Origin of the sequence: Microbacterium sp. JZ37 (genome assembly GCF_035188445.1) — a bacterium.
Classification (GTDB): domain Bacteria; phylum Actinomycetota; class Actinomycetes; order Actinomycetales; family Microbacteriaceae; genus Microbacterium; species Microbacterium barkeri.
In genome coordinates this window covers 709,078-721,859 of sequence record NZ_CP045253.1, presented here as the reverse complement: position 1 = coordinate 721,859, position 12,782 = coordinate 709,078, and the positions used below count along the sequence as shown (strand labels likewise).

The window sequence follows — 12,782 nt, the reverse complement described above, 5'->3', positions numbered from 1 at the left end:
GTCAGGCCGCGGCCAGCGCGTCGGCGACGACGCCGAGACCCTCGGCGAGCAGCGCGTCGTCGATCGAGAGCGGGGGCAGGAACCGGATGACGTTGCCGTAGGTTCCGCAGGTCAGGACGATGACGCCCTGCGCGATGGCCGCCTTCGCCACCGCGGCGGTGAGCGCCGCGTCGGGCTCGCCCGTCTCGGCGTTCACGAACTCGACCGCGATCATCGCGCCCAGGCCGCGGACGTCGCCGATGCGCGCGTCGCCCGCCTGCAGCTCGGTGAAGCGGCCCTTGATGAGGTCGCCGATCTCCCGTGCGCGGGAGATGAGGTCGTCGTTCTCGAACACATCGATCGCCGCGAGCGCGGCCGCGCACGCGATGGGGTTGCCGCCGTAGGTGCCGCCGAGGCCGCCCGCGTGCGAGGCGTCCATGATCTCGGCGCGTCCCGTGACGGCGGCCAGCGGCAGGCCGGCCGCGATGCCCTTGGCGGTCGTGATGAGGTCGGGGACGATGCCGAAGTGCTCGCTCGCGAACATCGCGCCCGTGCGGCCGAAGCCGGTCTGCACCTCGTCGGCGATGAAGACGACGCCGTTCGAGCGGCACCAGTCGACGATCGCGGGGAGGAATCCGTCGGCCGGGACGATGAAGCCGCCCTCGCCCTGGATGGGCTCGATGATGACGGCGGCGAGGTTGTCGGCGCCGATCTGCTTCTCGATCTGCGAGATCGCGCGCTTCGCCGCCTCGGTGCCGGACAGGCCGTCGCGGTACGGGTACGACAGCGGGGCGCGGTACACCTCGGGCGCGAACGGGCCGAAGCCGCTCTTGTAGGGCATCGACTTCGCGGTGAGCGCCATCGTGAGGTTCGTGCGGCCGTGGTAGCCGTGGTCGAACGCGACGACGGCCTGGCGCCCCGTGTGCTTGCGCGCGATCTTGACCGCGTTCTCGACGGCCTCGGCGCCGGAGTTGAACAGCGCGGACTTCTTCGCGTGGTCGCCCGGGGTGAGGCGGTTGAGCGCCTCGGCGACGGCGACGTACGACTCGTACGGCGAGACCATGAAGCAGGTGTGCGTGAAGGCGGCGACCTGGGCCTGCACGGCCTCGACGACCTTGGGGTGCGCGTTGCCCACCGTCGTCACGGCGATGCCGGAGCCGAGATCGATGAGCGAGTTGCCGTCGGCGTCGACGACGACGCCGCCGCCGGCCGCGACGGCCGAGATGGGCGCGGTGTGGCCGACGCCCGCGGCGACCGCATCGGCCTTGCGCGCGAGCAGCTCCTGCGAGCGCGGGCCGGGGATCGAGGTGACGAGGCGGCGCTCCTGAGGCAGGGCCGGGCCGCCCACAGCGGTGGCGAGGGTAGAGGTGGTCATGCCGCGAGCGTACGACCGGGCCCGAAGTCGCTGCATTCGCCGTGCGGTACAGAATCGATGCATTCGCTATACGCTCTGTACACGATGTCTCAGCCCGCACCATCCGCCCCCACGCTCCGCGCCCTGCTCTCGCGCGGCGACCTCGCCCTGCGCCTCGCGTCCGCGTCGCACGGAGCGCTCGAGCAGCCCATCCGCTGGGTGCACAGCTCGGATCTGGCGGACCCGACGCCCTTCCTCGCGGAGGAGATGGTGCTCCTCACGACCGGGACGCAGTTCTCCGGAGACGACGCCGCGCAGTACGAGGAGTACGTCCGCCGGCTCGCGCATCGCGGCGTCGTCGCACTCGGCTTCGGCACCGAGGTCGCCCGCACCGGCATCCCCGAAGCGCTCTCGGCCGCGTGCGAGGCGCACGGCGTGCCGCTGTTCGAGGTGCCCTACCGCACGCCCTTCATCGCGGTCGCGCGCGCGGTCGCCGAGGCGATCGCCGCGGGAGCATACGCTCGGCGCACCTGGGCGCTGTCGGCGCAGCGGGCGGTCGCCCTCGCCGCCCTGCGGCGGGATGGCCTCGGCTCGGCGATCTCCGAGCTCTCCCGGCAGCTGGGCGCGTGGGCGGGACTGTTCGACTCCGCGGCGGCCCCCGTGCGCGCGTCTGCGCCGCTCGAGCCCGCGCTGGCCGAGCGTGTGCAGCAGGAGTGCGAGACGATGCTCGCGCGCGGGGCGAGCGCTGCCGCGGTGATCCGCGTCGGCGGTCGCTCGTTCACGCTCCAGACGCTCGGACCGGGCGGCACGCTGCGAGGCGTGCTCGTCATCGGGGCCGAGGCGCTCGACGAGGAGGCCCGCAGCGTCGTCACGGCGGTCGTCGCGATGACGGGGTTCGCGCTCGAGCAGAACGAGGCCCTCGCGCGTGCCCGCGGCACGCTCCGCGCTGGCGTCGTGCGGGCGCTCCTGACGGGCGACACCGCGCTCGCGGGCGAGATCGGCGACGCCGCGTGGGGCGGACTGCCGACCGACCCGGTCGTCGTCGCGGTCACCGATGAAGCACCGGATGCCCTCGCCGCGTTCCTCGAGCTGCGCGCGGGCCGCGAGCAGGGGAGCTTCTTCTTCGGGAGCGACCCCGAGGGTGGGATCGCTCTCGTCCACACGGCGGATGCCCCTCTCGCGCTCGACGAGCTGGCCGAGCGCTTCGACGTCGCGGTCGGGGTGTCGGAGCCGGGGCCGCTCGCGTCCTTCGCGGCGTCGCTCGACGAGGCGCGCATCGCGCGCGACCGAGGCGAGGGCGTCACGCGCTTCGCCGATGTCGCATCCGCCGGAGTGCTGAGCACCCTCTCCCCCGAGGCCGCGAACGTGGCGCGCACGGTCCTGTCCCCCATCGTGCGGCATGACGACGTGCACGGCACCGCCATCCTCGACACGCTGCGGATCTGGCTCCTGCACGATGCGCGCTACGACGACGCCGCCCGCGCGCTCGGCGTGCACCGTCACACCGTGCGCACCCGCATCCGCCTCGCCGAGCGGCTGCTCGAGCGCGACCTCCAGTCGTTCGCGGCGCGCGCCGAGATCTGGGTCGCGCTGCTCGCGGCGCGCTGACGCTAGGGTGGCGGGATGCTGAGGCGGATGTCGACCACGCGCCTGGCCGCGCTCTCGCTCGTCCTGCTCGCGGTCGGCATCGCGCTCGTCGTCGCAGCGGGCGGTCCGCCGCGCCTGCTCGGCGCCGTGCTCGCGCTCGTCGGGCTCGCCGGGCTCATCACGCTCGTCCTGCGGCTCATCGAGCACCTGGGCTCGCGCGGCGACTGAGACGAGGCGCGCTCGAGGGCGCCGCTTCACCGGGTCCCCGCGGTGCGGGATGCTGTCGTCATGCGCCCCCAACGCCTCCCCTCCGGGATCGCCCGTCTCGGCCTTCCGCGGAACGTGCTGAGATCGAGCGGGGCCGACCGCGTGACGCACGTCGAGCTCTTCTTCGACCTCGTGTTCGTCTTCGCGCTCACCCAGCTCTCGAGATACCTCTTCGATCACCGAGAGCTCCTCGGCGCTCTCGAGGGCGCCATCCTGCTCTGCGCCGTGTGGTGGACCTGGGTCTCGACGACGTGGGTGACGAACACGCTCGACCCGGCGAAGCTCCCCGTGCGCGTCGCGGTGATCGCCCTCGCATTCCTCGCCCTGCTCATGGCCGTGGCCACCAAGGAGTCATTCGGCGACCGCGCCTGGACCTTCGCCGTCGCGTATGTCGCCCTGCAGCTGGGCCGCACGGCCTTCATCGTGTGGGCGACGATGCGGCATGACCGTCGGATCGCGCACGACTTCACGTGCATCCTCATCTGGACCGCGGCGGGGTCCGCGCTGTGGATCGTCGGCGCCCTCCTCCCGCTGCCCGCGCAGCTGCCCCTGTGGATCGCCGCCCTCGGCCTCGAGCTCGTCGGCACCGTTCTGGGATTCCGCGTACCGGGATGGGGCGGCGTCTCCCTCGAGCGCTGGGACCTCTCCGGCGCGCACATCGCCGAGCGCACGTCTCTCTTCGTGCTCATCGCGATCGGCGAAGGCCTTCTCGTCACCGGCTTCGCCTTCGTCGCGAAGGAGTCATCGCCGGAGAGCGTGATCGCGATGGCCTGCGCATTCGTCACGGCTGCCGCGACCTGGTGGATCTACTTCGATCACGGCGAGCGGGTGGGAGCCGAGGCGATCGAGGAGTCGGATGCTCCCGGGCGCCTCGCCCGCATCGTCTACACCTGGGTGCACCTGCTCATCGTCGGCGGCATCGTGATGCTGTCGGTCGGCGACAAGCAGGCGCTCTCGCATCCACACGAGCACGGTGCGGTCAGCGCGCTCACGACCACGACCGGCCCGTTCCTCTTCCTTGTCGGGACGGTCGTCTTCCGCAGGCTGCTCGAAGGGCGGATGCCCAGGGCTCAGCTCGCAGGAGCGGTCGCCATGGCCGGCGTGTGGGTCTTCGGGCTCTTCGCGAGCGCGCTGACAACCACGGTGGTCGTCACCGCCGTGCTGGTCGCGGTCGCCGCGGGTGAGACGATCGAGCGCGTGCGGCGCGGTCGACGCGCAGGCGGCTGACCCGGGCGCCTTCCGCCCCGGCGCCCGCCTCACCGAGCGTCGCGCCCGGCGCCGAGGCGCTGCCGCCCGCGCCGGGTGTCGATCCTGCGCCGAAAGCCGCGCCCCTGCCTGCCCCGTCGGCGCCAACCGGCACACTCGCCCGGCAACCCGCCCCGACCGCGACAGATCCGCGATCGTCGGCTACGCTGTCCGCGGCGGATGTTTGCGCAACCATTGCGCGCCATCCGCTGTCACCCATGGCGCGACGCTGCGCCGGAATGGAGTACTGATCGATGAAGAGAGCACTCGGGATCGCGGTAGCGGTCGGCCTGCTGCTGACCGGAGGCGTCGCCGCCAGCGCGACCGCCGCCCCGACGAGCGGACCCAAGGGGACGAACGAGTTCCGCGGCGTCAACTGGGCCGACCCTCGCGACAACTACGCGGACGACGAGGTCGTGCCATCCGGACTCAGCACTGCGGACGACTACCGGACCACGTATGAGAAAGCGTCGGACATCGTCTCGGAGTTCCGACACGAGCTGCGCGCGAACACCGTGCGTCTGCCGATCAACCCGTCCAGCGTCGGAACGGAATGGTGGGACTCGTACCGCGGCGCGATCGACGCGGCCACCCGCCACGGCTTCGACGTCATCCTCAGCTACTGGGAGGCCGACAACGCCAAGGACGGCCGAGCCGACGACCCGGCTGCGTTCGCTGAGATGTGGGACACGGTCGTCGACACGTACGAGCGCAACCCGCACGTGTACTTCGAGGTGATGAACGAGCCGTTCGGCTACTCGCTCGACGAGTGGGTCGATCTGAACGTCGACTGGCTGGAGCAGCACTCCGACGTGCCCCGCTCGCGCGTGATCGTCTCGGGAACGGGCTACAACGACGACGTCACCGGCGTCGGTGCGGCCGAGGAGCTCGAGGGCACGCTCCTGTCGCTGCACTTCTACGGCTTCTGGGCGGATCACACGACCGAGGAGGAGTGGAAGCAGAACCTGCTGCCGCGGATCGGCGAGTACGGATGGCGCACGCTCGTGAGCGAGGCCGGCTCGCCGATGACGACGGGGCTGAACTACGGCAACCACACGGGCGACGTATCCACGTCGTACCTCGGCGCGCTCACGGAGGTGACCCGCGACCAGGGAATGGGCGTCGTCTACTGGCCGGGCCTGCGCACGAACGACTCGTACACGCTCACCGAGCTCGTCGGCGACGGCGACCTCGAGGTGACGAACGAGTCCGGGCTCGCCCAGCTCCAGTGGGGCTGGGGCCTGCTGAAGGACGAGCAGCTCAACGACCTCCCGCCCGCCCCTCCCGGCGAGCCGATCGTGAGCGAGCAGCACGGCGTCTGCATCGACGTGCCCGGCGCCTCGTCCACACCCGGGACGATGCTGGGCCTGTGGAACTGCAACGGCGGTGCGAACCAGTCGTTCAACGCGACGCCCGAGGGCGAGGTCACGGTCTACGGCGACATGTGCGTCGATGTGGCCGGTTCGCTCGCCGTCGGAAGCGGCCTGTCGATCGAGGACTGCTCCGGCGAGGCGACCCAGCTCTGGGAGTTCCGAGCCGACGGCACCATCGCGAGCCTTGCCGATCCCACGCTGTGCGTCGCGACCGCGGAGACGGAGTGGTCGCTCGCGCTCGAGACCTGCGACGCGACGAGCGCGACCCAGCGCTGGAGCCGCGGCTGACGCCATCCGCGTGCAGGCAGCGCCCCGGGAACGCCCTGCGTCCCGGGGCGCTGCCGTTGCATCGCATGTCTCACTCGCCGCAGCCATCCGCCCGCCATTCCCGCGCGAAGCGAGACATGGATCCCGGTCGGTCGCCGGAACGAGCAGGTCTGGACCAGGTCACGGGACAAGAGGCTCCAGCGACGAGGGCCCGGCATGACGATGGTTCCGGCGACGTCGGGCTGGCACGACGAAGGCTCCGGAGAGGACGACGCTCGCGACGCGACGGGCTCCCAGACACGACGAAGCCCCCGCCGAAGCGGGGGCTTGATCTGTAGCAGGAGCGGGGCTTGAACCCGCGACCTCACGATTATGAGTCGTGCGCTCTCACCAACTGAGCTACCCTGCCGCGATGCATCCGTGGATGCTGCGAGCCCCGAGTCAGGATTGAACTGACGACCCCTTCCTTACCATGGAAGTGCTCTGCCACTGAGCTATCGGGGCGTGCTGCCTTCAGCAGGCAACCAGAAGAGAATACCATCTCCGCGCGGCGACTTCGAACCGACGACCGCCGCGCGCGTCGGTCACTCCGCCGTGATCTCCGAGCCGAGGAGATCCGTGAGAGCGGCCTCCGCAGCGGCCTCCTCTTCCTTCGAGTAGCGCGTGTTCGCATGCTCCTGGAGCCACGGCAGCGGGTCGGTGGTCTTCCCGTTGATGATGATCTCGAAGTGCATGTGCGCGCCGTAGGAGCGGCCGGTGTTGCCCGTGAGGCCGACGACGTCGCCGGTCTCCACGCGCTGGCCCTGCGTCACCTTCAGCGAGCCGTACTGCATATGCGCATAGTGGCTCGTGACGACCTGGCCGTCGATGACGTGGTCGATGTAGACGGTCACGCCGTAGGCGCCGCCCGACTCGGTCGCGATGCGCACGACGCCGTCGGCGATCGCCTGGACGGGAGCGCCGTCACCTGGTGTGAAGTCGACGCCCTCGTGCATGCGGCCCCAGCGCGGCCCGTAGCCCGAGCTCATGCTCGTGCCGACCGCGAACGGCCACTGGATGTCGGCCGACGCATCGTTCGTGAAGAACGCGCCGGCCGTGCTGATGCCATCCGCCGACGCGAGGGTCGGGAGCGTCTCCGCCGAGTACCCCTGGGCACGCGTGACATCGGCGTTCTGCACCTCGGAGGAGGCGACGAAGGCCTGGATCTCCTCATCCTCGAGGTCCTGCGCGTCGCTGCCTGCCGCGATCGAGACGGTGGCCGCAGCATTGGCGGCGCCGCCCTGCGCGAGGGCGCCGAGCGGCGTGGTCATGCCGACGGCGAGGAGGCCGATGACGCCCATCGCGCCGATCGACGCCGCGGCGGTCGCGACGCGACGGAAGGCGAGCCCACGACGCGGAGCGACGTGCGCCTCCTGAGCGGGAGTCTCCGGCGCAGGCTCGGGAGCCTCCGCGGCGGGAGCGACGGAGACGGGCGTCTCGCCCGTGAAGTGGAGGGCACGCGCGGCGGCGAGGAACTCGTCGTCCTCAGCCGTGGGGATGGCGCCGGTGGCGGGAGCGGAGCTCGCCACCTGCTCGGCGACCTTGAGGGCCTCGCCGAAGTCGGCGTCGCCGTCGTGGATGATCTCGGGGGCGGGGGTGGCCGAGGCGAGTTCACGCAACCGGCGACGCGTCAGCGGCGGCTCGGGAAGAGTCGTCTCCACATCGTCAGCACGCGTCGTCGCACCCTGCGGGTCTGGCATGGACGTCGCGCGGAGGTCGCGACGCGAGCGGCGCTGGGGCGCAGCTTCAGCCATGGGTGTGTCGAGCGGCAAGGAGGAGTGCTTTCCGTAGGTCGCTGCGGGGGAACAGCGAGAAACGTGATCGGGGCGATCGGTTACTCCGCAAGATCGGGCTGCGAAAGTAACGATCCGGTAACCAACGTAGCGGATGTTCTCTGGGAGCGCCATCCACGGCGGGAGGTTGGGGACGAATCTAACCGACCCGGCACCCTGTGCACGAATCGACGAGAACGCCCGTCCCGCCCTCAGTTGGCGAGCACCTCGACGAGCCGGTCGTACACCGCCGCACTCGCGGCGACCATCATCCGGCGCCCCCAGGCGTCCGTCTCGAACCACCCGAGTCGCCCGCCGGCCTCGGTCACGAGGAGCGATCCCGCCGCCATGTCCCACGGCTTCAGGCCGCGCTCGTAGTAGGCGTCCAGGCGCCCAGCCGCCACGTACGCGAGGTCCAGGGAGGCCGCCCCCGCACGGCGGATGTCGCGCGCGATGGGCATGACGCGCCGCAGTTCGTCGAGAGCGCTCGCATGCGTCTCGGGGTCGTATCCGAAGCCCGTCGCGACGAGCGCGCCCGCGGGCGCCTCCGCCGTCACGGAGAGCCGCCGGTCCCCTGAGAACGCACCGTGCCCGCGCGCGGCGGAGAACATCTCACCCAGAGCGGGCGCCGCGACCGCGCCCGCGATGACCTGCCATCCGAGCGGGTCGGCGGGCCCGGTCACCGCGGCGATGCTCACTCCATAGGCCGGTTGCCCGAACGCGTAGTTGACGGTCCCGTCGATCGGGTCGACGACCCACGTCACCTCGGAGGCGCCGGCGCCACCGCCCGACTCCTCCCCCAGGAACCCGTCATCCGGACGCGCCTCGGCGAGGCGCGAGCGGATGAGCGCCTCGACCTCGCGGTCGGCCTCGGTGACGATGTCGGCGAGGGTCGACTTGCTCGCGGCGATGGCCACGCCCTCATCGCGGCGGCGCTTCGCGAGCTCACCCGCCTCGCGGGCGATGTCGATAGCGAGGTCGCGCAGGTCGAGTTCGAGAGTCATCCCTCCACGCTATCCGCGTGCGCTGGCCGGATGGCGACGGCGCCGTGAACGGGCGGCTCCCGCCTTCAGCGGGGAGCCGTCAGGACACGGGCGGGACGGGCGGGAGCGGCGGACGCGGCGGCACCTCGGCTTCGCCGGATGCGGCGGGAGTCTGCGGATAGGTCGGGTACCCGGTGTAGTACGCGTTCCAGTCGGGGGATCCGTCGGGCAGCACAGGAAGCGGCGTCACGCCGTCGTAGTACGTCGGCCACGCGGGAGGGGCGTAGCCCTGCGCCTGCGCCTGCGGATGGCCCTGCGGCTGCGCGTACGGCTGCGGCTGGACCTGCGCGTAGCCCTGCGCGGAGGCCGGACCCATCGGGCGCGGCTTCCGCGGCGCGAAGAGGGCGTTGAGCAGCGGCAGGAGCGTCGTGCCGACGGCCGCGAGGATGGCGAGGGACACGACGATCCGCCAGTACAGCTCGCCGAAGTCGAAGCTGTCGGGGAACGTGAAGAAGAAGACGAGCATCCCGACGAGCACGATGAGGAAGACCGTCGTCGCGATCGCGATGATCCGCGTGAACGTCGTCACGTGGCGCTCGTGGGCTCGCCAGAAGAGGCGCTGGTGCAGCAGCGCGAGCTGGAGCACGCCGATCACGAGGACGAGGTGGAAGAAGCGCTCGATCCCCTCCGCACCGTATCCGTACTCGAAGTAGTCATCGGACTCCCACCCGCGGGGCACCACGTCGAGCCAGATCTTCACGGCGCCCACGAGCAAGACGACGACCCACGAGATCATGCTCGCGAGTGCGAACCAATCCGGACGCCGCGGCGCGAGGTTCGCGTCGAGCAGCACGACCCCGGCGAAGCCCGCCAGGAGGAGCACCGTGAGGAACGCCTTGCCGATGATGCCGTTCTGGTCGCCCACGAGCACCCACACCACGCAGATGAGGGCGGCCGCGATGAGCGCGCCGATCGCGATCCAGATGGCGCCCTTGATGAGCTTCGACATCGGACGATCGCCCGGCGCGACAGCCTGCTGCGGCTGATCGTGAGGCGGGTACGGTGCAGACATCTGGTCCCCCTTCGGCGGAGCCGGCGCTCCGATGTCGTCATCATTCCACGGCGGGCGGGCGCCCTCCCCGACCGTCGCCGAACCGTGAGCAACGCGCCCGAGAGGCGCTTGCCATCCGGCGATTTCACCTTGTCCGTCTCACGGGGTAATATCGTTACTCGCGCATCCGGTCGTCTGGTGAAAGTCGGGCGGGCGCGCACTGGCAAGTTGCCCGAGCGGCCAAAGGGAGCTGACTGTAAATCAGCCGCGTCATGCTTCGGGGGTTCGAATCCCTCACTTGCCACCCACAGAGAAGGCCCCCGCGAGAGCGGGGGCCTTCGCCGTTTCCCCCAGTCAGCCCAGGCAGCGCCCGGTGGACACCGTGTCGGTCGCTCCGGGAAGCGCGTCGAGCACGGGCTGCAGCTCGGCGTTCGACATCGCGTAGCCGATCTCCGGACGCGCCTCGTCGCGGGCGAAGACGACCCCGGCGACCGTGCCGTCCTCGCTGAGCAGCGGGCCGCCGGAATTGCCGGGGGCGACCTCCGCCTCGAGCGCATAGATCTCCCGCTCGGTCGCGCTCTCACCGTAGATGTCCTCGATGAGCGCGGGGCCGCTCGCCGCGATGCCGGCCGAGACGGTGCGGAACGGCCCACCGTACGGGTATCCCTGCACGGCCCCGGCGTCACCCGCCTGCACGCTGTCGTCGAGCGCGAGCGGCGCGGCCTCGACGTCGACGGCGATCACCGCGAGGTCGTCGATCGGATCGAAGTACACGATCCGGCCGTCACGGGCCGGTTCGCCGGGAAGCTCGACCATGGGCGTCTCGACGCCCGCGACGACGTGCGCGTTCGTGACGATGCGGTCCTCCGCGACGACGAATCCGGTGCCGCTGGGCCTCGTGCTGCACTCCGCGGCCATCCCCGACACCCTCGCCACCGACTCAGCGGCCGCGGCGAGCGCGGGGTTCTCGAGATCCGCGTTGCCGGGGTCCGCCGCGTCGGGTAGGTCGCCGAGGAGCCCGTCGATCGTCGGCAGCACCGTCTCTCCGAGGATGGCCGAGTGAAGCCGCGCCATGGCCTCGGACAGCGGAGCAGGAGTGAGCGCGTCGATGGTCCGCAGGAGCGACGAGGACGCGACCGACGACGACACGACGGGGATGCCGGCCGACGCGATCCCCGCTCCGGTGAGCGACACCGCGAGCGTGCCGGCGACGAGCCCGAGGGCGCCGCCGAGCAGCCGCTCGAGCGCGCGAAGGCGCAGTCTGTCGGCACCGCGGCGGATGACCCCGCCGATCGCGGCCCCGAGGCTCGCGCCGAGCGCGAGCAGGAGGATCGCGCTTCCGATCACGGCCAGCCCGCGCCATCCCTCATCCGGCACGGCGGAGGCGACGAGGGGCAGGACCCACGGAGCCGCGACGCCCGCCGCGACGAGTCCGCACAGGGCGCCGAGCGCGGCGAAGAAGCCCGCGCGCAGTCCCGACAGGAGCGCGCCGAGGAGCAGCACGACGATCAGCACGTCGACGACCGAGGGCATGTCGTCCTCCTCCCCCACGCGTCGCCCGCGTGTCGCCCTCAGGCTACGCACGGCACCTCTGCCTCGGCCGGGAGCGCGCTCGATGCGGCACGCGCGCTTCCGCGAGGAAGGCGGGGACCGGGACCCCCGCATCGCGCCCTCTGCCCCCGATCCCGCGGGAGGATGGAATCCATCGACGCCCGTCGGGCGTCGACAGACCGCATCACAGGAGATCGCATGCTCACTGTCAACGCCTACGCGGCGCCATCCGCGACCGAGCCGCTCGTCCCGACCACCATCGAACGACGGGATGTCGGCCCGAAGGACGTCCTCATCGCCATCCGCTACGCCGGCATCTGCCATTCCGACATCCACACGGTCCGCGGCGACTGGGGGCCGATCACCTACCCGCAGGTCGTCGGCCACGAGATCGTCGGCGAGGTCGTGGAGGTCGGCTCCGACGTCGTCAAGCACGCCGTCGGCGACCGCGTCGGGGTCGGCTGCATGGTCGACTCGTGCCGCGAGTGCGAGAACTGCCAGGCCGGCATGGAGAACTACTGCCTCGCCGGCAACACGCAGACGTACGCGTCGGTCGACCGCGACGGCACGATCACGCAGGGCGGGTACTCGACGCACGTCGTCGTCGACGAGGACTTCGTCCTGAAGGTGCCCGAGGCCATCCCGTACGAGGCGGCAGCGCCGCTGCTGTGCGCGGGCATCACGACCTACTCGCCGCTCGCCCACTGGAATGCGGGCCCCGGCAAGCGCGTCGCGGTCGTCGGCATGGGCGGTCTCGGCCACATGGCCGTCAAGATCGCCGCCGCAATGGGCGCCGAGGTGACGGTGCTCTCGCGCACCCTCGACAAGAAGGATGACGCCCTGCGCTACGGGGCGACGGATCACTTCGCGACCGCCGACCCCGCGACCTTCGCCGAGCTGCGCAACCGGTTCGATCTCATCGTCAACACCGTCAGCGCGCCGCTCGACCTCGACCGCTACCTCTCGCTGCTCCGTCTCGACGGCACGATGGTCAACGTCGGCGCACCGCCCGAGCCCCTCGCTCTGCACGTCTTCACGCTGTTCGGCAACCGCCGCTCGTTCGCGGGATCGAGCATCGGCTCGATCGCGGAGACCCAGGAGATGCTCGACTTCTGCGCCGAGCACGGCATCGCGCCCGAGATCGAGCTGATCCCGGCCGAGCAGATCAACGAGGCGTACGAGCGCGTGCTCTCGAGTGAGGTGCGGTACCGCTTCGTCATCGACAGCTCGACGCTGTAGGTCAGGGCGGAAGGCGCCCGTTCCGGATGGTCGCGGCCGCGACACCGGGAGGGGCGCCTTCTGCGGATGGGGATG

At 71.2% G+C, this 12,782-nt stretch carries 10 protein-coding genes and 3 tRNA genes; 6 read left to right on the top strand and 7 right to left on the bottom strand.

Annotation, left to right across the window (positions count from 1 at the left end; all coding sequences use genetic code 11):
• Position 1: 1 nt before the first annotated feature.
• Positions 2-1,354, bottom strand: coding sequence for a 4-aminobutyrate--2-oxoglutarate transaminase (gene gabT / locus GC092_RS03160; protein WP_324014071.1), 1,353 nt, complete (start codon positions 1,352-1,354; stop codon positions 2-4).
• 84 nt (positions 1,355-1,438) lie between these two features.
• Between gabT and GC092_RS03155 the strand changes: the two genes are divergently transcribed.
• The 4 genes from GC092_RS03155 (at position 1,439) to GC092_RS03140 (ending at position 6,093) form a co-directional block, all read left to right on the top strand.
• Positions 1,439-2,941 carry a PucR family transcriptional regulator gene (locus GC092_RS03155; protein ID WP_324014070.1) on the top strand — a complete coding sequence of 501 codons (1,503 nt, stop codon included), beginning with the start codon at positions 1,439-1,441 and terminating at the stop codon, positions 2,939-2,941.
• Positions 2,942-2,968: 27 nt separating this feature from the next.
• Complete coding sequence (locus GC092_RS03150; RefSeq protein WP_271173669.1) at positions 2,969-3,148, top strand: hypothetical protein; 180 nt, start codon at positions 2,969-2,971, stop codon at positions 3,146-3,148.
• A 60-nt stretch (positions 3,149-3,208) separates the two neighbouring features.
• Entirely contained in the window at positions 3,209-4,414 is a 1,206-nt protein-coding gene (locus GC092_RS03145; RefSeq protein WP_324014069.1) for a low temperature requirement protein A, read from the top strand.
• Positions 4,415-4,686: 272 nt separating this feature from the next.
• Positions 4,687-6,093 (top strand): ricin-type beta-trefoil lectin domain protein, encoded by a 1,407-nt coding sequence (locus GC092_RS03140; RefSeq protein ID WP_324014068.1) that lies wholly within the window; start codon positions 4,687-4,689, stop codon positions 6,091-6,093.
• Between the two features lie 314 nt (positions 6,094-6,407).
• Here the strand turns inward: GC092_RS03140 and GC092_RS03135 are convergent.
• The 5 genes from GC092_RS03135 to GC092_RS03115 all read right to left on the bottom strand — a co-directional run bounded on the left by GC092_RS03135 (position 6,408) and on the right by GC092_RS03115 (position 9,938).
• A tRNA-Met gene (locus GC092_RS03135) sits at positions 6,408-6,481 on the bottom strand.
• Positions 6,482-6,504: 23 nt separating this feature from the next.
• Positions 6,505-6,576: transfer RNA gene (locus GC092_RS03130), tRNA-Thr, on the bottom strand.
• An 80-nt stretch (positions 6,577-6,656) separates the two neighbouring features.
• Entirely contained in the window at positions 6,657-7,730 is a 1,074-nt protein-coding gene (locus GC092_RS03125; protein WP_324014067.1) for a M23 family metallopeptidase, read from the bottom strand.
• A gap of 365 nt (positions 7,731-8,095) precedes the next feature.
• Positions 8,096-8,887: an inositol monophosphatase family protein gene (locus GC092_RS03120; RefSeq protein WP_324014066.1), complete on the bottom strand. Its 792-nt coding sequence runs from the start codon at positions 8,885-8,887 to the stop codon at positions 8,096-8,098.
• 79 nt (positions 8,888-8,966) lie between these two features.
• Positions 8,967-9,938, bottom strand: coding sequence for a hypothetical protein (locus tag GC092_RS03115; protein ID WP_324014065.1), 972 nt, complete (start codon positions 9,936-9,938; stop codon positions 8,967-8,969).
• Positions 9,939-10,139: 201 nt separating this feature from the next.
• Between GC092_RS03115 and GC092_RS03110 the strand changes: the two genes are divergently transcribed.
• Positions 10,140-10,221: transfer RNA gene (locus GC092_RS03110), tRNA-Tyr, on the top strand.
• Positions 10,222-10,271: 50 nt separating this feature from the next.
• On the opposite strand, the gene GC092_RS03105 is transcribed toward GC092_RS03110, so the two are convergent.
• Positions 10,272-11,450 (bottom strand): MarP family serine protease, encoded by a 1,179-nt coding sequence (locus GC092_RS03105; RefSeq protein WP_324014064.1) that lies wholly within the window; start codon positions 11,448-11,450, stop codon positions 10,272-10,274.
• A gap of 216 nt (positions 11,451-11,666) precedes the next feature.
• Between GC092_RS03105 and GC092_RS03100 the strand changes: the two genes are divergently transcribed.
• Positions 11,667-12,707: an NAD(P)-dependent alcohol dehydrogenase gene (locus GC092_RS03100; RefSeq protein ID WP_324014063.1), complete on the top strand. Its 1,041-nt coding sequence runs from the start codon at positions 11,667-11,669 to the stop codon at positions 12,705-12,707.
• Positions 12,708-12,782 lie beyond the last annotated feature (75 nt).

Coding starts and splice junctions, on each gene's coding strand:
- GC092_RS03145 (WP_324014069.1), top strand. CDS start 3,209: ATGCGCCCCCAACGCCTCCCCTCCGGGATCGCCCGTCTCGGCCTTCCG.
- GC092_RS03155 (WP_324014070.1), top strand. CDS start 1,439: ATGTCTCAGCCCGCACCATCCGCCCCCACGCTCCGCGCCCTGCTCTCG.
- GC092_RS03150 (WP_271173669.1), top strand. CDS start 2,969: ATGTCGACCACGCGCCTGGCCGCGCTCTCGCTCGTCCTGCTCGCGGTC.
- GC092_RS03120 (WP_324014066.1), bottom strand. CDS start 8,887: ATGACTCTCGAACTCGACCTGCGCGACCTCGCTATCGACATCGCCCGC.
- gabT (WP_324014071.1), bottom strand. CDS start 1,354: ATGACCACCTCTACCCTCGCCACCGCTGTGGGCGGCCCGGCCCTGCCT.
- GC092_RS03105 (WP_324014064.1), bottom strand. CDS start 11,450: ATGCCCTCGGTCGTCGACGTGCTGATCGTCGTGCTGCTCCTCGGCGCG.
- GC092_RS03100 (WP_324014063.1), top strand. CDS start 11,667: ATGCTCACTGTCAACGCCTACGCGGCGCCATCCGCGACCGAGCCGCTC.
- GC092_RS03115 (WP_324014065.1), bottom strand. CDS start 9,938: ATGTCTGCACCGTACCCGCCTCACGATCAGCCGCAGCAGGCTGTCGCG.
- GC092_RS03140 (WP_324014068.1), top strand. CDS start 4,687: ATGAAGAGAGCACTCGGGATCGCGGTAGCGGTCGGCCTGCTGCTGACC.